Annotated in this window: 20 protein-coding genes; 4 read left to right on the forward strand and 16 right to left on the reverse strand. The window is 73.0% G+C overall.

Features of this window, described 5'->3' with window-relative positions:
• Nucleotides 1-76 precede the first annotated feature (76 nt).
• From DEI96_RS06345 to DEI96_RS06355, 3 genes are all read right to left on the reverse strand, one after another.
• The gene (locus tag DEI96_RS06345; RefSeq protein WP_110864793.1) at nucleotides 77-1,192 is read right to left on the reverse strand and encodes a sugar ABC transporter substrate-binding protein; all 1,116 of its coding nucleotides are present in this window, start codon (nucleotides 1,190-1,192) and stop codon (nucleotides 77-79) included.
• Between the two features lie 149 nt (nucleotides 1,193-1,341).
• Nucleotides 1,342-2,439, reverse strand: a complete 1,098-nt coding sequence (locus DEI96_RS06350; protein WP_284183644.1) for an ROK family transcriptional regulator — start codon at nucleotides 2,437-2,439, stop codon at nucleotides 1,342-1,344.
• A 191-nt stretch (nucleotides 2,440-2,630) separates the two neighbouring features.
• Nucleotides 2,631-3,566, reverse strand: coding sequence for a ketopantoate reductase family protein (locus DEI96_RS06355; protein ID WP_111024486.1), 936 nt, complete (start codon nucleotides 3,564-3,566; stop codon nucleotides 2,631-2,633).
• 78 nt (nucleotides 3,567-3,644) lie between these two features.
• On the opposite strand from DEI96_RS06355, the gene DEI96_RS06360 reads away from it, so the two are divergent.
• Complete coding sequence (locus DEI96_RS06360) at nucleotides 3,645-4,211, forward strand: TetR/AcrR family transcriptional regulator (RefSeq protein ID WP_111024487.1); 567 nt, start codon at nucleotides 3,645-3,647, stop codon at nucleotides 4,209-4,211.
• A gap of 4 nt (nucleotides 4,212-4,215) precedes the next feature.
• Here the strand turns inward: DEI96_RS06360 and DEI96_RS06365 are convergent, their stop codons facing one another.
• From DEI96_RS06365 to DEI96_RS06380, 4 genes are all read right to left on the reverse strand, one after another.
• Nucleotides 4,216-5,175 carry a hypothetical protein gene (locus DEI96_RS06365; RefSeq protein WP_258372943.1) on the reverse strand — a complete coding sequence of 320 codons (960 nt, stop codon included), beginning with the start codon at nucleotides 5,173-5,175 and terminating at the stop codon, nucleotides 4,216-4,218.
• Complete coding sequence (locus DEI96_RS06370) at nucleotides 5,172-6,134, reverse strand: NAD-dependent epimerase/dehydratase family protein (protein ID WP_111024488.1); 963 nt, start codon at nucleotides 6,132-6,134, stop codon at nucleotides 5,172-5,174. Before DEI96_RS06370 ends, DEI96_RS06365 begins: the two co-directional genes overlap by 4 nt.
• Complete coding sequence (locus DEI96_RS06375) at nucleotides 6,131-6,778, reverse strand: MerR family transcriptional regulator (protein ID WP_111024489.1); 648 nt, start codon at nucleotides 6,776-6,778, stop codon at nucleotides 6,131-6,133. The genes DEI96_RS06370 and DEI96_RS06375 overlap by 4 nt, the downstream gene beginning before the upstream one ends.
• Nucleotides 6,779-6,899: 121 nt before the next feature.
• The gene (locus tag DEI96_RS06380) at nucleotides 6,900-8,081 is read right to left on the reverse strand and encodes an epoxide hydrolase family protein (RefSeq protein ID WP_111024490.1); all 1,182 of its coding nucleotides are present in this window, start codon (nucleotides 8,079-8,081) and stop codon (nucleotides 6,900-6,902) included.
• A 93-nt stretch (nucleotides 8,082-8,174) separates the two neighbouring features.
• Between DEI96_RS06380 and DEI96_RS06385 the strand changes: the two genes are divergently transcribed.
• Both DEI96_RS06385 and DEI96_RS06390 read left to right on the forward strand, forming a co-directional pair.
• Nucleotides 8,175-8,768, forward strand: a complete 594-nt coding sequence (locus tag DEI96_RS06385; protein ID WP_111024491.1) for a MarR family winged helix-turn-helix transcriptional regulator — start codon at nucleotides 8,175-8,177, stop codon at nucleotides 8,766-8,768.
• Nucleotides 8,765-9,685 (forward strand): NmrA family NAD(P)-binding protein, encoded by a 921-nt coding sequence (locus tag DEI96_RS06390; protein WP_111024492.1) that lies wholly within the window; start codon nucleotides 8,765-8,767, stop codon nucleotides 9,683-9,685. The genes DEI96_RS06385 and DEI96_RS06390 overlap by 4 nt, the downstream gene beginning before the upstream one ends.
• Here the strand turns inward: DEI96_RS06390 and DEI96_RS06395 are convergent.
• From DEI96_RS06395 to DEI96_RS06410, 4 genes are all read right to left on the reverse strand, one after another.
• Nucleotides 9,654-9,959 (reverse strand): hypothetical protein, encoded by a 306-nt coding sequence (locus DEI96_RS06395; protein WP_111024493.1) that lies wholly within the window; start codon nucleotides 9,957-9,959, stop codon nucleotides 9,654-9,656. The two genes, DEI96_RS06390 and DEI96_RS06395, sit on opposite strands and share 32 nt — an antisense overlap.
• 5 nt (nucleotides 9,960-9,964) lie before the next feature.
• On the reverse strand, nucleotides 9,965-10,210 hold the full coding sequence (locus tag DEI96_RS06400) for a hypothetical protein (protein ID WP_111024494.1): 246 nt from the start codon (nucleotides 10,208-10,210) through the stop codon (nucleotides 9,965-9,967).
• Between the two features lie 74 nt (nucleotides 10,211-10,284).
• On the reverse strand, nucleotides 10,285-10,533 hold the full coding sequence (locus tag DEI96_RS06405; RefSeq protein ID WP_284183645.1) for a hypothetical protein: 249 nt from the start codon (nucleotides 10,531-10,533) through the stop codon (nucleotides 10,285-10,287).
• A gap of 168 nt (nucleotides 10,534-10,701) precedes the next feature.
• Nucleotides 10,702-11,757: a hypothetical protein gene (locus DEI96_RS06410; RefSeq protein ID WP_146246951.1), complete on the reverse strand. Its 1,056-nt coding sequence runs from the start codon at nucleotides 11,755-11,757 to the stop codon at nucleotides 10,702-10,704.
• 24 nt (nucleotides 11,758-11,781) lie between these two features.
• Here DEI96_RS06410 and DEI96_RS06415 point away from each other — a divergent pair, with 24 nt between their 5' ends.
• Nucleotides 11,782-12,381 (forward strand): TetR/AcrR family transcriptional regulator, encoded by a 600-nt coding sequence (locus tag DEI96_RS06415; RefSeq protein ID WP_111024497.1) that lies wholly within the window; start codon nucleotides 11,782-11,784, stop codon nucleotides 12,379-12,381.
• A gap of 12 nt (nucleotides 12,382-12,393) precedes the next feature.
• Here the strand turns inward: DEI96_RS06415 and DEI96_RS06420 are convergent, their stop codons facing one another.
• The 5 genes from DEI96_RS06420 to DEI96_RS06440 all read right to left on the reverse strand — a co-directional run bounded on the left by DEI96_RS06420 (nucleotide 12,394) and on the right by DEI96_RS06440 (nucleotide 19,315).
• A complete protein-coding gene (locus DEI96_RS06420) occupies nucleotides 12,394-13,542 on the reverse strand; it encodes a glycosyltransferase (protein WP_111024498.1) in 1,149 nt (382 codons plus the stop codon).
• A gap of 22 nt (nucleotides 13,543-13,564) precedes the next feature.
• Nucleotides 13,565-14,935, reverse strand: a complete 1,371-nt coding sequence (locus tag DEI96_RS06425; RefSeq protein WP_111024499.1) for an FtsX-like permease family protein — start codon at nucleotides 14,933-14,935, stop codon at nucleotides 13,565-13,567.
• 1 nt (nucleotide 14,936) lies between these two features.
• The gene (locus DEI96_RS06430) at nucleotides 14,937-15,671 is read right to left on the reverse strand and encodes an ABC transporter ATP-binding protein (protein WP_111024500.1); all 735 of its coding nucleotides are present in this window, start codon (nucleotides 15,669-15,671) and stop codon (nucleotides 14,937-14,939) included.
• Nucleotides 15,668-16,360 (reverse strand): hypothetical protein, encoded by a 693-nt coding sequence (locus DEI96_RS06435; RefSeq protein ID WP_111024501.1) that lies wholly within the window; start codon nucleotides 16,358-16,360, stop codon nucleotides 15,668-15,670. Before DEI96_RS06435 ends, DEI96_RS06430 begins: the two co-directional genes overlap by 4 nt.
• Before the next feature lie 129 nt (nucleotides 16,361-16,489).
• Nucleotides 16,490-19,315 carry a helix-turn-helix transcriptional regulator gene (locus DEI96_RS06440; protein ID WP_220039139.1) on the reverse strand — a complete coding sequence of 942 codons (2,826 nt, stop codon included), beginning with the start codon at nucleotides 19,313-19,315 and terminating at the stop codon, nucleotides 16,490-16,492.
• Nucleotides 19,316-19,334 lie beyond the last annotated feature (19 nt).

Here is a 19,334-nt window from a genome sequence, read left to right on the forward strand (position 1 = left end):
TGCTCACGGGTGTCGTCCTCGATCGGTGAGGCCCGCCCGGTCCGCAGTCGGACCGGGCGGGCAGAGGGGGTCGGACCTACTTGATGCCGGCGCTGTCGCAGGCCGACTTGTACTGCGCGGTGCAGATCTTCGACACCTCGTACAGGCCGTCCTTGACCACCGTCGACTGGACGTTGTCCGTGGTGACGGCGACCGGGTCGAGCAGCGTCGACTGGACGCTGGCGCCCCCGGCGGTGTCGACGGTGGTGTCGCCCTTCGGGGTCTCACCCTTCGCGAACTGGATCGCCAGGTCGGCGGCCTTCGACGCCTCGGGCTTGAAGGCCTTGTAGACGGTCATGTACTGCTCACCGGCGAGGATCCGCTGGATCCCCGCGAGCGAGGCGTCCTGCCCGGTGACGGGCGGGAGCTCGGTGACGCCGGCCGACTTCAGGGCCGCGATGACGCCGCCGCCGGTGTCGTCGTTCGCCGCGTAGACGCCGGTGATCTTGTCCTTGCCGAGCTTGCTGATCTGGCCGGCTGCCCAGTCCTGCGCCTTGGCGGGGTCCCATCCGGGGGTGTCGTACTCGGCGAGCACCTTGTAGCCGCTGTCGTCGATGACCGAGTGCGCGCCCTTCTTGAACTGCGAGGCGTTGTTGTCGGTGGGGGAGCCGTTCACCATGATGATGCCCGAGCCCTCCGGGACCTTCTTCGCCTTGAGGGCGTCGACGAGTGCCTGGCCCTGCAGCTCACCGACCTTCTCGTTGTCGAACGAGATGTAGTAGCTCAGGTCGGGGCTGTTGATGAGCCGGTCGTAGGAGATCACCGGCACCTTCTTGGCCTTCGCCTGCTGGACGATGGACGCTGCGGCCTCGCCGTCGAACGGGTCGAGGACCAGGACCTTGACGCCCTGCGTGAGCATCGACTGGGCCTGCTGCAGCTGCTTCGACGCGTCGCCGTCGGCGTTCGCGTAGATGACCGAGCAGCCGCTGCACTGCTTCTTCACCTCGGCGGTGAAGAGCGGGCGGTCGGCGCTGGCGTAGCGGGCGGTGACGGAGTCGGGCAGGAGCAGGCCGATCTTGGCCTTCGACGCGTCGCCGCCGCCTCCGCCGGAACCGGTCCCGGCGTCCGCGCCGTTGGAACAGCCCGCCAGGGTGGTGATCGCGAGCAGCAGGGCGCTGACGCCCAGCATCGCTCGTGTGGTGGATTTCTTCATTGAAACGTCCTCCAACAGTGGACCGCCCCCATCGGCGGTGCCCTGAGTGTGACAGCGAGCGTTCTTGGCTGCAAGAGTTGAACGCAAGGACCGCGCGCCGTGACGAAAACGTTATCCGGAGGGCGCGGGGCGGCGCGGCGCGTCTCCGCCTAGCGTGCGCGCGTCACGTCCACGGCTTCGATCGCCAGGGCCAGCGCGCCGGTCACCGCGGCCTTCTCGCCGAGCTGCCCCTGCACCACGTCCGGCGTGCCGTCCACGTCGACGATCAGCGACGACTCGAGGGCCTGCCGCATCGGGCCGAGCAGGAGTTCCCCGGCCCGCGCGAACTCGCCGGTGACCACCACCCGCTCCGGGTCGAGGACGTTGCAGAGCCCCACCGCCGCCGAACCGATCGCCCGCCCGGCGTCGGCCACTGCGCGCATGCAGACCTGGTCGCCGCCCATCGCGCGCAGGATCAGGTCCGCCAGCTTCAGGGTGCCGGCCTCGTCGCGGACGCCCTCGAGCACGGCGGGCGCGCCGGCGATCGCCTCGAGGCACCCGCGGTTCCCGCACCGGCACAGCGGCCCGTTCGGCAGGACGGGGGTGTGCCCGAACTCACCGGCGATGCCGTGGTGCCCGCGGAACAGGTGCCCGCCGAGCACGAGTCCGGCACCGATGCCGTTGCCGACGTCGAGCGTCACCACGGTGTCGCGGCCGCGGGCCGCCCCGCTCCGGTGTTCCGCCAGGGCGGCGAGGTTGGCGGAGTTGTCGACCTGCACGGGCTTGTCCATCCGCCGGGCGAGCGACTGGCCGAGCGCGATGCCGTCCCAACCCCGCAGGATCCCGCCGCGCGCCGTCATCCCGGTGCGGGCGTCGATCGGGGCGGCCACGGCCAAGCCGACGGCGAGCACCTCGTCCATCGACGACTCGATGGACTCCACCATGTCCAGCACCAGCAGCGCGGTCTTGTCGAGCTCGGCGTCGGCGCGGTGGTCCCGGGCCAGGGGCATGTGCCGCTCGGCCAGGACGGCACCGTTCAGGTCCGACAGCGCCAGCCGCAGGTGCCGCGGCGAGACGTGCACGCCGGCGACCAGCCCGAGGCCGTGCGGCAGGGTCACGCGGAGCGCCCGACGGCCGCTCGAGGTGCTCGGCGTCGCGTGCAGGGCACCGGTCGCGACGAGTTCCTTGACGATGTTCGAGACGGTCGCGGGGGAGAGCCCGGTCACCCCGGCGAGCTCGACCTGCGTCAGCCCGCCGTGCCGCTTCACCGCGCTGACGACCCGGCCCCGGTTGGCTTCACGCAGTGAAGCTTGGTTCCCCGGACTGCGGCGCGGCTCTGACACGGGGACAGCGTAACGGGCGGGTCCGGAACGCTCGCCGTGACGGCCTGGAGGCACGGTGCCAGCTGGCACCGTGCCTCCAGTCCGTGGGTCGTCGCGTCCATGGCCCGCACCTGTCGTCAGACGCGTGGCGCCGTCCGGTCGAGGCGCGGGGTCGGGATGCCGAGCGCGCCGGCGGTGCGGCGGACGTCCGCGAGGACCGCCCGGGGTTCGGCGGCGGAGGGGTCGTCGTGTGCCGCGAGGCTCGCGCGGGCGATCGGCACCAGTGCCGTGGCCGCGGCGACGAGTGTCGCCGTCGTCCCCGGCAGCCGGATGGGCAGTGTCGAGGGGCGGTGTCGGGAGAGGTCGACGCCCCGCGCCTCCAGGACCGGGAGGAGCTCGCGGCCGGTCAGGAACGCGTCGCGGAGCGCGTGCCGGTCCCCGACCATCGTCGCCATGCCGCCGCTGCGCAGCGCCGCGGAGAACATGCCGGCGTCGAGCACGAAGTGCAGCCACAGCCAGCCGCGGATGTCGTCCTCGTCCTGCACGGTGAAGCCCACCCGCTGGAACACCGACCGCACCAGCTCCCGTCGGTCCGGAGTCGCGCCGGTCGTCCCGAGCCGGATCGACCGGAGGACGGCGCCGTGCAGGACCCCGTCGGCGTCGAACCCGCCGCCGGCTCCCGGGAACCCGAACAGTACCCGGTCCGCGGCGAGCGGTGCGACCGCGGCGAGGGGTTCGTCCCACACGTTGCCGAGGACCAGTACGGTGGCGTCGCCGATGTGCGGTGCCAGGGTGGCCACGGCCTCCTGCAGTCGGTGGTGACCGACGCTGAGGACGACGAGGTCGTACGCGTCGTCCGTGTCGATCGACTCGACCAGCCGCGTCGGCGATCCCGATCGAGTCCGCCGACCCAGTGGTCCGCGGCGGCCGTCGATGACGTCGGTCTGCACGGTGTCGCCGTACTCGGCAGCGCGCCCGGGCCGCACCAGGTGGTCGACCTGGTGCCCGGAGTGCTGGAGGGCCTGGCCGTAGATCGTGGCGATGACGCCCCGGCCGAGCATGAGGATCCGCATCAGGCACCTGTCCGCTAGTCTGGAGACGATCTCCACTTGGAAGATATGGAGATTGTTTCCACTTGTCAAGGAGCGCCCGTGCCGGTCGAGGAACCCCTGCCTGCCGAGAAGCCGATGCGCGCCGACGCCCGCCGGAACCGCGACGCGATCGTGGCCGCTGCCCGGACGGCGTTCGAGCGTGACGAGCAGCTCCGGTTCGACGACTTCGCCGGACGCGCGGGAGTCGGCGTCGGCACCCTGTACCGACACTTCCCGACACGCGAAGCGCTGGCGGCTGCGGTCTACCGGGGTGAGGTCGACGTCCTCTGCCGCCGTGCTCGTGACTCGACGCGACCCGCCGCTGAGAGCCTCGACGACTTCCTGCACGGGTTCGTGGAGTACGTGGTCGACCACGCGGGGCTCGCGCGCACCCTCGCCGCCGTGGTCGACGCCACCACGCAGGCCGAGGGCGGGGGAGACCTGGAGCGGACGCTCGCCGAGCTGCTGGCGCGCGCGGCCGCTGACGGGACCATCCGGTCCGACGTCGCCCCCGGGACGGTGCTCATGCTGCTGCACGGCATCGGGGCTGGAATCGATCGCCCCGGGTGGGCGACGGAAGCCCGTGCTGCCGCCGACCTGATCTCCCGAGGGCTCCGAGTCCGCTGATCCGTCAGCGCAGTCGCGCCGCCGGAGCGGTGCGGGCACGGAGCAGGCGGGCACGGAGCAGGACGGCCGCGCTCGCGGCTGCGGCGAGCACGACGAGTGACCACGCCACCGTGCCCACGGTGCCGGCGGGGTGGACCACCGACTGTCCGATCGCGGCCTGCACGGTGAGGAGCACGGTGCCCGCCGCCCACGCGACCGCGACGACGACGACGATCCGCACCTGCGTGGTCGGGTGCGCCAGCCACGGCAGGCGTCGACCGGCGGCGGCGATCAGGAGCGCCACGAGCGGGAGCACCTGCAGGGCGTGCATGCCGACGAAGTGGGCGACCCGGTAGTCGCCGCCGACGGTGCTCCACCCGAGCAGCGGCACCCCGGGTCCACCGTCCGCGATCCCCACCGTGTGGGCGCCGACGATCCCGTCGGGCGCGGTGAGCTGGGTGGGGGTCGGGCCGGTCATCAGGAACGCGACCCCGATGCCGAGGAGCGCGATGACGGCACCGGCGCGGACGGCAACCGTCAGTGCCGGGGTGGGCAGGCGCAGGAAGAACAGAGCGATCGAGGTGACGAAGGTGCAGAGGTAGAGCGTCGTGATCGCCACCGCCATCACCGCCCACACCACCACGTGCACGCTGTTCGACACGTTGAAGTGACTCGTCGTGCCGGTGGCGGCGGCCCACGCGATGAGCACCTGTTCCGCCACCAGGGCCACGGCGACCACGGTGCCGAGTCGGCGAGCCAGCGTCCGCCACTTCGGCAGGTGGGCGATGAGCCACGCCCACGTGACGGCGTAGAGCAGGATCGACAGCGAGAACTTCAGGGGCTTCATCCACGCCGGTGCTCCGAGGATGGTCCGGGGATCCACGACGAGTCCGACGAGGCAGACCGCGGTGGACACGACCATCAGGCCGGCGACGGCCATGAGCGCCGGGTGCCACGCCACCGCTCGGCGGACGGCGGCGATCACCGGGTCACGCTCCGGGCGTGCAGCAGGGCGGCGGCCACGACGTCGGCGGTGGGGGTCGGGTGCACGCCGAAGGTCTGCTCGAACGCCGACGAGTCGAAGACGTAGGGGTCGGTGTACTGGTACCGCAGCTCGAGCGTCTCGCGGGCGGACGTGTTGAACAGCGCACCGAAGCGCAGCGTGGCCGACGACATCACGGCTGTGCGAGCGGCGGGTACCCCGGCGAGCTCGACGTACTGCCGCCCCGTCAGCGCCGGGGCGGTCGGCAGGTGCCAGGTCCGGCCCGTCGCACGGCCGTCGGTGCCGAGGGTCACGAGCGCGTCGCCGATGTCGGTCGTGGCGGTGAGGGAGTGCGGCTGGTCGGCGTCGAGCAGCCAGGTCGGCCGCTTGCCGGCGGCGATCCGATCGACGACGAATCCGTTGAACACGCTCGTCGTCGCCCCGGGGCCGGTGAAGTCGGCGCTCCGCCCGATGGTGACGGCCAGTCCGCGGTCGGCCGCGGTCCGCAGCTGTTCGAGGGAGGCCGCGCGCACCGCACCCTTCCGGCCGGATGGGTTGATCGGGGTGTCCTCGGTCATCGGCCCGGACACGCGGCCGTAGGCGTAGACGTTGTCGAGGTAGACCAGGTGGGTGCCCTCGGCCAGGGCTGCCTCGACGGTGTTGTCGACGATCCGCGGCCACTGGTCGGCCCAGACCCCCGACGAGTACGGCAGCCCGGCGACGAGGTACGCGACGTCGGCGCCGTGCAGTGCGCGGCGGACTGCGGTGGGGTCGAGCAGGTCGGCGATGACGTGGTCGGTGCGGGCGTCGGCGCTCTCGCTCGCGTTGTTGCCTGCCGTTGCTGGTGTCGAAAGGCGCCGGCCGACGGACACGGCGGCGACGTCGTGCTCGCGGAGGGCTCGGAGCGTCTCGCGCCCGACGACACCGTTGCCGCCCAGGACGACGTGCAGCGGAGCGGTCATGCGCCGGCCTCGTCCGTCTCGGCGACGGGGAACAGGTCGTGGGTGGCGTCCTGCTGCGCCAGGCGCCGGAGTCCTGCGAAGAGCGGATCGCCGAGGACTGTCCCGATCACCATCAGCTCCGCCATCGCGGTCCGGCCGTCGCGGTCCTGCAGCGCGGCGACGTCGGCCCGTGCCGCGCTCGCCGCTGCCGACACGTAGGCGTCGAGGTAGTCGTCCGGGGCGTCGAACCCGATGGTGCGCAGCCCGTCGAGCGCCCGAGCCGCGGTCTCGAGTCCCGGGTTGTCCGGCGTCGCGCACCAGCCGGCGGCCGACACCCGTTCCTCGATCCGGGTACGGGCCTCCGGGGTCGCCTCGGGCTCGGGGGAGCGCGGGGTGGTCATCGCGTACTGGGCGACGGCGAAGACCTCGGCCAGCGGTGCGGTCTCGGCGTCGAGCACGGCCAGGACCTGCTTCGTCACGGCGACCGAGAGCCCGCCGGTCTCCAGGAGGGCCCGCACGAGCCGGACCCGTTCGACGTGCCGGTCGTCGTAGGCGGTCTGGTTCGGAGCCGACTTCTCGCCGGGCGGCAGCAGGCCTTCGCGTTGGTAGTACTTGACGGCGGTGACCGGCGTCGAGGCCGCTCGGGCAAGTTCAGATATTCGCACTATCGGAGAGTAGCGGTATCTACTTGTCGGCCACAAGGGGTGGACGGCACCGGGTGCGGACGGGAGGCCCGGTGCCAGCTGGCACCGGGCCTCCCGTCCGCCCCGGTGTGCGTTCAGCGCCTCAGTGCAGGTTCCGGAACGTCGCACGGACGTCGTCGACGAGCAGCTCCGGCTCTTCGAGCATCGCGAAGTGCCCGCCGCGCGCGACCTCGTTGAAGAACACCAGGTCGGTGTACCGGCGCGCTGCCCAGCGGCGCGACCGGCGGACGTACTCGCCGGGCATGATGCTCAGGCCGACGGGCAGGGTCAGTGGTTCCTCGACGGTCCCGGGAGTGGCCCAGCCGGCCCGGGTCGCCTCCCAGTAGATGCGCGCCGCGGACGCGGCGGTGTTCGGCAGCCAGTACAGCATCACGTCGTCGATGATCTCGTCGAGCGGGAAGAGCCGTTCGGCATCGCCGTGTTCGTCGTGGGAGCCGCCGACGTCCTGGAACATCGCGTAGATCCACGACGCCAGCCCGACGGGGGAGTCCGCCAACGAGTACCCGATGGTCTGCGGGCGGGTCGACATCTGCTGCGAGTAGGCCGACAGCTCCTGCCAGTAGTGGCCGCTCTCCTGCAGCATGACCTGCTCGTCGGGGGAGGCGTTCCGGGCTTCGTCGTCCGTCGGCATGAACAGCGCCATGTTGAGGTGGATCCCGGCAAGCCCGATGTCCCCGGCGGCCTGCAGTGCCGCGAGCTCCGCGGTGACGGTGGCGCCGAGGTCACCGCCCTGGGCGAACCAGTCCGTGTACCCGAGCCGGGACATCAGCACCGACCAGGCCTTCGCGGTCCGGGCGGTGTTCCACCCGGTCGTCGTCGGCTTCCCGGAGAAGCCGAACCCGGGCAGGCTCGGGATCACGACGTGGAACGCGTCCGCCGCGTCGCCGCCGTGCGCCACCGGGTCGGTGAGTGGACCGATCGCGTGGCGGAACTCCAGGACGGAACCGGGCCAGCCGTGGGTGAGCAGGAGCGGGCGGGCGCCGGGGACGGCGGACCGGACGTGCAGGAAGTGGACCTCGAGCCCGTCGATGTGGGTCGTGTGCTGGCCCCAGCCGTTCAGCAGCGCCTCGGTCCGGCGCCAGTCGTACTCCGTCGTCCAGTGTTCGACGAGGGCGCGGACCTTCTCGAGTCGGGGTCCCTGCGAGGTGTCCTCGACGGTCTCGGCATCGGGCCAGCGGGTGGTCAGGAGACGGCGGCGCAGGTCGTCGAGTTCCGCCTGGGGGACGTCGAGGGCGAACGGGGTGATGGCTGCGGTGTCCGACATGGGGTCCTCGGGTGCTCGGCGTCGCGACGGCTTTCCGTCTTGATCGCAGATGATCTTTGCACAAGACGATCTTGTTCCGGTACGGTCTCCGGTATGGACAGTCCGACGCCGACCGATGCACTCCCCGAGATCGACTGGGGTGCCGAGGGCATCGAATCCGAACTCGGGTGGGCGCTGCCGCTGGCGCTCCAGGGCTTCACACGGCTGGGCAGCGAGGCGGTCGCCGACGTGCCGGGCGGTCCCCGTGGTTACCAGGTGCTCGTCGCGATCACCACCGAGGAGCCGTCGTCGCAACTCGGGCTCGCGCAGCGCCTCGGGATCGACAAGACCCAGATGACCTACATCGTCGACGCGCTCGAGGCGGGCGGGTTCGTCGAGCGCCGCCCCGCCCCGACCGACCGGCGGGTGCGGCAGGTCCACCCCACCGACGCCGGCCGTGCCCTGCTCGCCCGGACGCGGTCCGCCCTGCGCGGCGCCGAGGGCGTGCTCATGCGGCACCTCGACGACGACGAACAGGCGACGCTGCGCCGGCTGCTGGCCCGCGTCGCGCTCACCGCCGGGCTCGGCACCGCCGGACCGGACCAGGCAGACCCCACGTTCCAACACCCCCTCGCCGTCCCGGAGCGATCCCGACGGCGCACCGCGACGACCACGTCGACCGCCACTGCAGTGAGGCCCCGCCCATGACCACCACCATCCTCGTCGCCGGTGCCACCGGCGACCTCGGGCACCGCATCGTCCGCGAGCTCACCCAGCACGACGTGCGGGTCCGGGTCCTCACCCGGCCCGGCAGCAGGACCGCCGCAGAACGCTTCGGCGACGACGCCCGTGTCGACGTCGTCGCCGCCGAGTACGGCGACCACGACGCCCTGACCCGGGCCGTGAGCGGGGCCGACGTCGTGGTCTCCGCCGTCAGCGGGACCCGTCCGGTGATCGTCGACGCCCAGCGCGCGCTGCTCGCGGCGACCGTGGCGGCGGGCGTCCGGCGGTTCGTCCCGTCCGACTACTCGGCCGACTACCGGCGGATCGCACCCGGAACCAACCGCAACTTCGAGCTGCGGCGCGAGTTCGCCGCCGACCTCGACGCGGCCCCGGTGCAGGCGACCTCGATCCTGACCGGCATGTTCACTGACCTGCTGACCGGCGAAGCCCCGATGATCCTGTTCGGCCGTCGGCTCGTCCTGTTCTGGTCGTCGGCGGACCAGGTGCTCGACTTCACCACGAAGGACGACGTCGCGAGGGTCACGGCTCTCGCCGCACTGGACGACGACGCTCCGCGGGTGATCGAGATGGCGGGCGACCAGGTCACCGCACGCGACGTCGCACGCACCATGAGCGAGCTGACGGGGGAGCGCTTCCGGCTGCAGTGGGCCGGCACCACCGGCACCCTGTCCGCGATGAGCGCCGTCGGCAGGCGCCTGTCGAAGGACCCCGACGAGACGTTCCCGGCGTGGCAGGGGATGCAGTACTTCGTGAGCATGTTCAGCGGGCAGGCGCAGTTGCACCACGTCGACAACGACCGCTACGGCGTGCAGTCGTGGACGAGTGTCCGTGACGTGCTCCGCGCACACCTCAGCGGACAGGGCCACCCGGCGACGGACTGACGGGCGCGGTGTGCGGTCGTCGGCGGCGGAGCAGGAACGCGAGCCCGACGACGACCGGCACCAGCGCGAGCGCGGCGAGCCAGACGAGGACGTCCCACTCCGGCGAGAGCGGCACGCCGAGCGCGCTCGACGAGGTCCGCCAGACCTGGTCGCCGGGCCCCTCGTGCTCGTCCATCCCCGTGACCGGGAACAGCAGTGCCGTCACGATCGCCCAGCCCACCAGGACGACGACGGCGATCAGTGTCCAGGGACGCGCAGCGGACGGGGCGGACATCTGTGTCACCGGACCGCAGTCCGCGAGCGCTCGGCCCGGGTGCCCCACCACGTGGCGACCAAGGCTGCGGCTCCCAGTGCGAGCCCGACGACGCCTGATCCGAGGCACGGGATGAGGGCGAGGCCCAGGCCGATGTTGGCGCCGCCGCCCTCCGGGCCGTAGGACGCGTCGTACATCAGGGCGCCGACGCCGAGGAACCCCACGGCGAGGAGCACGGTGCTGACCCAGTGGAGTGTGCGGGCTGTGGTCACGGCGGTTGTTCCCCTCGAGAGTGCGGTTGACGAATCCTCGCACGGCTGTTCCGCCGCACATTCCTGGAGCGGCATCAGTCGACCGGCACCCGGCCAGACCGGACCGCCCGGACGATCTGCCACACGCAGACCGCGAGCACGACCGCGCCGGTGACAGCCACGACCCACGTGCCGGCGACTCCGATCATCGGCTCGGTCGTGCAGGAGCTCGTGCCCGCTCCGGGGACGGCGTCGAGACAGGTGGTCGTCTGGACCACCAGCAACATCGACACCGTCACGGTGACGACCACCGCGACCGTGGCCCACCCCACCACTCGTTCCACCGTGCGCTCCGTCCTGCCTGCCATCGGTGGCTCAACCATGCCGTACGACGGGCCGGACCGGTGTCTCGATCCGGCAACGAATCGGCCGTGCCGACAGGCGGACTGGAGGCCCGGTGCGAGCTGGCACCGGGCCTCCAGTCCGTCAGCCACTCGCGGTGACCGCATCGCTCACGCCACGACGGCGGCCGGCGGCACCGGTGCGGCGATCGACGCGACGTCCCGTCGCCGTGCGGCGCCGATCCGCACCCGGTGCGCCACCGCCAGGGCCACGGCTGCGGCGACGATCCACGCACCCAACGTGAGGAGCGGACCCGTCGTGCCGGCCCCGTCGAAGTAGCTGAACCCCGTGACGGCGCCGAACGCGGCACCCGGCGGGAGGGCCTGTCCGACGGTGGCGAGCACGGGCGGCAACAGGTGGGTGCTGATCGTCGCGCCGCTCGTCGCGTTGCCGAGGGTGGTGAAGAGGAGCGTCGAGACGATCACGCCCATCGGTCCGACGATCGAGGTGATCGCCATCGTGGACAGCGAGACGGCGACGGCGAGGAGCGAGAGCACCACGATCACGGCGCCCGTCGCTGCGGGGACGGCGCCGTCGATCGGCCCGGCGATGACGGCGACCACCGCGGCTGCGGCGATGCTCCCCACCACCGTGACGATGATCCGGGTGCGGAGGCGCGCGAGGGTGCCGAGTGAGTTCATGACCTGCGCCAGGATGAACGCCGCCAGGGTCGTGCCGAAGACCAGGTAGAACCCCGCGATGCCCTGGGCGTCGTTCGTCGCGAGCGGGACGACGTCCTGTGTGCGGGTGACGGGGGCACCTGCACCGGCCGCGACCCCGGAGAGCATCGTGGTCGCGGCGGTCGTCGCGCTCCGTCCCTCGGCCCCCGCCGTGTACAGGGTCCAGCCGTCGCTGCCGGGGACGAGGGCTGCGACCGCATCGCGGGACCGGACGAGGTCGCGTGCGTCGGAGGGGGTGTCGGCGGTGCGCACGTCGGCGCGGTCGCCGAGTGCGTCGCTGGCGGCGTCGGCCACCTGGGTGCCGACGACGGCGACGGGCAGGTGGTGTGGCGTCGGGGCCTTCTGCAGGCCGATGTACAGGCCGGCGAACGCTCCGGCGACGGTCATCGCGACCAGGACCTGGGTGACGAGGACGGGCAGGATCCGGCGCACCGGAGGGAAGCCAGTGGGCTTCTGGGCATTGTTAGTAATCGATTCATTACTCATGGAATCGGATGATACCCTCGCGGCATGGAGACAGCAAGGGGTCCGGTCCCGAAGGGTGCGGAGCGCATGGCCGGCAGCCAGCGACGCGAGGCCACACTGACCGCGGCGGCCGCCGTATTCGCCCGGCAGGGCTACCACGGCGCGACCACGGAGCGCATCGCGCAGGCCGCGCGCATCAGCCAGCCGTACGTCGTCCGGATGTTCGGCTCGAAGGAGAACCTGTTCCTCGCCGTCGTCGACGGGTGCCTCGAAGCCGTGCTCGATGCGTTCCGGGCGGCGCTCGACGAAGGGCAGCCGGGCACCCTCGCGTCCCGCCTCGGCGCTGCCTACCGTGCGCTCGCGACCGAGGACGGCGTGCACCTCATCGTGATGCAGTCGTACATGCTCGGTGCCGACCCCGTCGTCGGACCGGTCGCCCGCGACGGCTTCACCCGGATCCTGCACTTCCTGGTCGAGGAGGCCGGGCTGTCGGAGTCCGCGGCGGAGTCGTTCCTGGCAAAGGGGATGCTCATCAACACGCTGCTCGGCATCCGGCTCGGGGACCAGGACGACCCGCTCGCGCAGCGGTTCACCCAGACGGTGTTCGACCCGGACCCCGCAGGACCCGGGCCGACCGACCGCTGACGAGCAGCCTCGTCAGGCGATGCGCCCGACGCGCTCGACCCGTTCGACGAGCTCCCTGACGGCGTCCGTCGCGCTCGGGCGCTGCGCGGTCTCCTCGCCCAGTCGCCGTGCCGCGGCGAAGTGACTGCGCTCCGCGAGCATCCGGTGCACCGCCGGGCCGACCGCCGACGGCTCGTCGACCACCACCGCGACACCGGCCTCGGCGGCACGGGCAGCGTTGATGAACTGGTCCGCGCCCTGCGGGAGCAGCACCATCGGCACGCCCACGCTGGCCGCGGCGAGCACCGTGCCGGCACCGGCCGCTGCGACGACCAGGTCCACGCCCTCGAGCAGCTCGCGCATCGGGCGGAACGGCACGAAGCGCACGTGCTCGCTGTCGTCGAGGCGCTCGCCGATGACCCCGACGGTCGCCACCAGGTCGGCCTCGTCGGGCTGGAACCCGTCGAGGATCGCCGTCAGCAGCGCGGCGTCGCCGAAGACCGTGCCGAGGGTGACGAGCACCCGCGGTCGTCCTCCGCGCGCCGAGACCGGTGCGAGCGGCTGCTCGGCGGCGGTGGCGTCCGGTCGGCTGTGCGGTTCGGAGCGGAACGGGATCGTGACGGGCGGCTGCGTCCACCCGGGTGCCTGCAGCGACACCGGCGTCGGGTCGAGCAGGGCGATGGGCGGGGTCGGCACCACTCCTCGCTCGGCGTAGCGGGGGAGGACGAGCTCGGCCATCGGGCGGCGGAACTCCTCGGGGACCTCGGGGCCGAAGGCGACGATCGCGTACGGCACGCCGAGTTCCGCGGCGACGAGCGGCCCGACCAGGTCGACGGCGTCCGCGACGACCACGTCGGGTGCCCACCCGCGCGCTGCGCGCACGGCGTCGTCGACTGTCAGGTCGACGCGGGTGCCGGCGAAGAACTCCGCGACGGCCGCGGGTTCGGGCCGGTTCGCGGGGTCGCTGCCGGGGATGCGGCGGGCCACTTCGGCGAACAGGTCTGGAGGCATGGGTCCGGCCGCCAGGACCGGCACCGTGGGCAGTTCGGTCGCCATGGGCTCGCGCATCCCACCACTGGTGAGCAGGGCGACGTCGTGGCCGGCCGCCTGCGCGGCACGGGCGAGCGGGACGAGGGGCAGGAGGTGTCCGAGTGCGGGCACGCCGGAGAAGAGGATGCGCAAGAGGGGTCTTCCTGGTTCGGGGTCAGTCGGCGGCGAGGACGAGCGGGATGCTGCGTCGGCGTCCGGTGACGAGGGGGATCGTGCCGGCGGTCACCATGAGCACGAGGCTCACGAGGGCGGCCGGCAGGGCGGCCTGCAGACCCAGGTGGGGCTGCGTGCCGGGGACGGTGACCGCGAGCGCGACGGCTTGTCCGCAGGCGGTCAGCACGAGGACCACGGCGGCGACGAGGACCGCGGTGCCGACGAGGATGACGGACTCCCAGGCTGCGCGGGCGAGCACGGTGGCGCGGGACCCGCCGGCGGCCTCGACCAGTGCGGCCTCCTGCTCGCGGGTGCGCCCGGCCATCAGGACGGTGGCGGCCGCGCCGAAGAGCGACACGAGCAGCGGCCCGCCGAGCATGAGCAGGACGCTCTGCACGTCGAGTCCACCACCCGACGACGACCCCGTGGTCCGGTGCACGGCGTCGCCCAGGGTGTCGAAGCCGGCGAAGAGGCTGCCGGGCAGGGCGATCGTGATGACGAGCGCGCTGACCGTGGCGCTGCTCCGGTCGACGGAGAACGCGGCGGCGTTGCGTGCGAGGAACCACGATGCCGATCGGTGCGCGGGCACCACCGCAGTCCAGGCCCGGAGGGTGGCCGGGAACACCACCGGGCCGATCGCGGTGCAGGCCGCCGTCAGGAGCGGCCCGATCAGCAGCACCTGCCCACCGGTCCGGACGCCGGCGTCGACGATCGAACTGGTCAGGAGCCCGGCGAGCAGCAGTGCGACGGCACCCGCCGCCCAGCGGGTCCAGGTCGTCCGGGTGCGGACGGAATCGGGCTCCCGCAGGACCTCGATCGGGCGGACGAGACCGGCTCGGCGCGACGGCCGGAGACTGCTCAGGACGACCACGACCGTCACGGCGAGCACGACCGCGACGGCGCTGGTCGGACCGAACCGTTCGTCGAGGTCCCGGAGGCCGTCGGACTCCGACAGCCCGAAGTGCAGGAACGCCGGCACGAACGGCGCCACGACGAGGCAGCCGATCGTGCTGCCGACCAGCGCCACGACGGCGAGCTGCAGCCGGACGACCGCCGTCACCGTGCGGGACGGCACCCCCACCAGCTGCCAGAGCGCGTAGCCCCGCCGCTGCAGGTCGATCGTCAGGCGGGTGACGCTGCCGAGGACCGCGGTGACGGCGACGATCGTCAGCACGACGACGAGCGACGCGAGCGTGGTGAGGCCGCCGGCCCGGAGCAGGTCCGTCGGTCCGCCTGACCCGATGATCGCGAAGCCGGTCTCGAGCATCCCGGCCGCGATGGCGGCAGCCGCCGCGGTGGCTGCGCTGACGACGAGTGCGCCGATCCAGATGCCGGCGTTCTGCCGCAGGTCGCTCAGGACGAGTCGGAGCACGTCAGGCCTCCTGCGCGGCGGCGGTCAGGGCTTCGAGGACCTCGGCGGCGTCCGGGTGCGCCAGCTCGCGGTGCACGGCCCCGTCGCGCAGGACGAGCACACGGTCGGCACGCGCAGCCGCTTCGAGGTCGTGCGTGACCATCACCACCGAACGGTCACCGTCGGCCACCCGGCGCAGCAGGTCGAGGACAGCGTCACCGGCGGTGGTGTCGAGGGCGCCGGTCGGCTCGTCGGCGAACACGACGTGCGGTTCGGACGCCAGGACCCGGGCGATCGCGACCCGCTGCTGCTGCCCGCCGGACAGCGCGCCCGGTCGGTGGTCCCCGCGGTCGGCGAGTCCGACCGAGGCGAGCGCGGCGTCGACCTGGTCCGCGGAGACCGGCCGGTGGGCGAGGCTGGCGGGCAGCGCGATGTTCTGCCGCGCGGTCAGCGACGGGATGAGGTTGAAGGACTGGAACACGAAGCCGACCGTCGAACGCCGGAGTGCCTGCAGTTGCTTCGGTCGGAGGGTCTCGAGGCGTTGCCCGGCGATCGACACCGATCCGCTGTCGTAGGGCTCGAGGGCGGACAGGCAGTACAGCAGCGTCGACTTGCCGGAGCCGCTGGGGCCGACGACGGCGACGAACTCGCCCGGCAGCACGGACAGTGAGACATCCCGGAGCACCGGGACCCTCGACTGTTCCGGCCCGGGGAACGACTTCGTCAGGTCGTGTGCCTGCAGGAGGGGTTCGGTCATGGTGTCAGTCCGTCTCGTTCTCGTCGTCGTTCTCGGATGTCGGACCGCAGGATGCCGAGGACCCGCGCGTACCGACGCTCCTGGTAGATCCCGTGCACAGCGGCGAGCAGGACGGCCGTGACCACCCCGGCGGCCAGGGACCCGGACGGCGCCCACGTGCTCGCGGTCAGCAGTGCCGCCCCGGCACCGGCGACGATGCAGTTCACGACCGCGATCGCGCTCGACAGCGTGAAGAACACCCCGCGCCAGGACAGCCGGAGCCCGATGTCGAGCAGCTCGTTCGGCGCGATCCGGTCCTCGGGCACCGGGAAGTACCGCGGGGCGCCGGGCAGGATCGTGCCGTACCAGCGGCGGATCCGCTGCATCGCGGCGAGGGCGACCACGTCCTCCAGCGAGGTCTGGACGAGTCGCTCGTAGGTGAAGACCCCGAGCAGCACCACGACCGGGATCACCACGGCGAGGTAGCCCGTGGCGAAGTCGGTGTCGGCCAGGAACCCGAACGCCACCAGGGCGCTCGACAGTGTCGTCAGGTAGATCGCGGCCCGGGTCGACGACTCCGAGACGGTGATGCCGCGCGCGGTCTGGAGCACGAAGTGCTCGGTCACGAGCGCCGTGAAGAACGCGCTCGGCGCGTCCGGCAGTCGCGCAGCCGCGTGGTCGGCGGTGTCGTCGGCGGAGCCTTCCGGCATGGGCGCCTCCCGGTGGTCGTGGTGGCGGCGACCCGGTGCGGAGTCGCCGCCACGAGGCTCGCAGCTGGTCCGCCCACGGTGCATCCGTTGCGTGACGTAACCCGTGCCTCCAGGTCGTCGCCCGGTGCGTCAGTCCGTCGGACCGGACGCTGCCAGCGCGGCCGCCAGCTCGGTGCGACTCGTCACGCCGAGCTTGGGGAACACCTTGTACAGGTGGGTGCTGACGGTGCGGTGCGACAGGTAGATGCGGTCCGCGATCTCGCGGTTCGTCATGCCGGCGGCGGCGAGCCGCGCGATCTGCAGCTCCTGGGGTGTGAGCCGTTCGCGTGTCGGCGCCGTCCTGCTGTCGGCCCGTTCCGGGGCCTCGCCGGCTGCGCGGAGTTCCGCCGCGGCGCGGGCGGCGAAGCCCGCGGTGCCGGCGGCGTCGAACGCGTGGAGCGCCTCGCGGAGGTGCAGCCGAGCCTCGACCACCCGGCGCTCGCGGCGGAGCCACTCGCCGAACAGCAGCTGGGTCCTCGCCAGTTCGACCGGGGCGTCGGCGAGGCGGCCGGCCTCGATCGCGCGGGCGTAGAGGGACTCCGGGTCCGCGCCGCCCGCGCCGTCGGTGTCGGTTCCCGTCGAGTCCGTGCCCTCGGCGAGCAGGGCCCGGCTCCGCACGACGAGGGCGGTCAGGTGCGCGGACCCGGTGGTACGGGCGACCGCCTCGGCCTCGGCGAGGTTCTCGACGACCGACCCGGGTCGACCGCCCCGGACCGCGGCCTCGGTGCGGTCGGCGATCGCCCACAGGGACCGGGTCGCGTGGACGGTCATGTGCGTGAACTCGATCTGGGCGTCCCGGTGGCGCCGCCGACCGAGGGCGACCAGTCCCGCTGCCCACCGCGCGTCGGCGCTGGCCAGGGCGAGCCGCCCGCCGTGCGCGAACTCCGAGCCCTCGCGCAGGGCGGCCAGCGCGGCCTCGTCGTCGCCGAGCAGGGCGTGGCCCCGGGCGAGCGTGGCGTAGGCCATCCCGGCGATGAGCGGGAGCTGGACGTCGCGGGCGATGCGGACGGCGTACTCGGCGTCGGCCAGACCGTCCCGCACCCGCCCGCGCAGCATGAGCACCGTCGCCCGGCCGCGGAGCGCCTGGGTCTCGTCGGCGACGGCGCCGAGCTGGTGTGCACGCTCGTACGCCAGCTCCCAGCACGTCAGCGCGGTCTCGAGGTCCTGCTGGGACTCGGCGGCGATCGCGAGGGACGCCATCGCGAGCGGCTGCTCGGTGAGCTGCGGCACCAGGTGTGCGAGTTCGGTGCGCAGGTGGTGGGCGGAGCCGAGTGGCGCCAGCACGGCGAGGGCCACCGACTTCAGCGGGCTCGCCGAGCGTGTCGCGAGCAGGGCCGCCTCGATGTCCTGCCACTCCGATCGCGGCAGGTTGCGGCCGCGGGCGTTGAGGGCCGCCGCCCAGAGCACCCGCACGAGTCGGTCCGCGTGCTCCGGGCCGGCGAGCACGGGTCGGATCCGGCGGAGTTCGATGCGCGGTCGACCGGCAGCACCCGTGGTCAGGCTCAGGACCGTCTGCGTGACGGCGGTCTCGGTGACCGTCTCGGGGTCGGCGGCGAGGGAGTCGACCTGTTCCAGGAGCTCGATCGCCTCGGCCGTCATGCCGGCGGCCCGTGCGGTCTCGGCAGCCCGGCCCAGCCGACGTGCCCGACCGGTGACGCCCTGCGACAGGGTGGCCGCACGCTCGTAGGCCCGGACCGCCTCGGGGCGGGCACCCCGCTGTGCCGCGCGGTCGGCGGCGGTCTCGAGGTCAGCGGCGATGGACTCGTCCCGCTCGAACGTCGCCGAAGCCCGGTGCCAGGCGGCGCGCATGCCGTCGGTGACCACCGACGCGAGTGCCCGGTGCGCCGCGGACCGTGCAGCGGCCGAGGCGTTGCCGATCACCGCCGAGCGCAGGAGCGGGTGTCGGAAGCGCAGGGAGACGAGGTCGGTGCGGAGGAGCCCGAGTTCCTCGAGCGGCTCGAGGTCGTCGACCCCGAGGTCCATCGTGCGGGCCGCGGCCATGACGTCCTGCAGGCCGGCGTCGTCGGCCGCCGCGGCGAGCAGCAGGAACGAGCGGCTGCCGGACGGGACGGCGGCGACCTGCTCGAGGAACGCCTGCTCGAGCCGCCGCGTGGTGGGGAGCCGGGACGCGATGGTGGCCGGGCCGCCCGTGGTCCAGGTGACGGGCAGTTCGTGCAGGGCGAGTGGGTTGCCGCCGGCCTCGGCCAGCACCCGTCGGCGGACCGAGGTGGACAGGGTGCCGGCGTGGGCGTCGAGCAGGGCTTCGGCGGCGGCGTCGGCGAGCGGTCCGAGCTCGAACCGCGTGAAGCTGCACGGGGGCGCGGCATTCGGGGCGTGTCCGGTCCGGGCCGCCGCGATGACGACGACCGCGGCGTGCGTGAGCCGGCGCCCCACGAAGTCGAGCACCTCGGTGGTGGACCGGTCGAGCCACTGCAGGTCCTCGGCGCGGACGAACACCGGGCGGTGCGACGCGGCCTCCTCGAGCAGTCCGAGCGTCGCGGTGCTCACCAGCAGGCGGTCCGGACTCGGGCCGTCCTCGACCGCGAGGGCCGTGAGCAGTGCGGTGCGCTGGCGCGGCGGCAGGGCGGACGCGAAGGGCAGCAGCGGGTGGAGCAGTTCGTGCAGGCCGTCGAAGCCCACGCTGTTCGCCCCCTGGATGCCGGTGCAGGTCAGGACGCGGAAGCCGGTCCGCCGCGCGTGCCGCTCGACGGCGGCGAGCAGGGTCGTCTTGCCGATGCCCGCCTCGCCCTCGACCAGGACCGCGGCGCCGCGCTCCGCTGCCTCGTCCTCGGCTGCCGCGTCCGCAGTCACCGCCGCGGCGTCGTCGAGCAGGCGCGTGAGGGCCGCGAGTTCGTCCGCGCGGCCGAACAGTGCACGGTCGGGGAGTGGCGGTGACACGGCTCGTTCGGTGTCCACACGCTGCCCTTCGCTCGTT

Source organism: Curtobacterium sp. MCLR17_031 (assembly GCF_003234775.2).
In the GTDB taxonomy this organism is placed as follows: domain Bacteria; phylum Actinomycetota; class Actinomycetes; order Actinomycetales; family Microbacteriaceae; genus Curtobacterium; species Curtobacterium flaccumfaciens.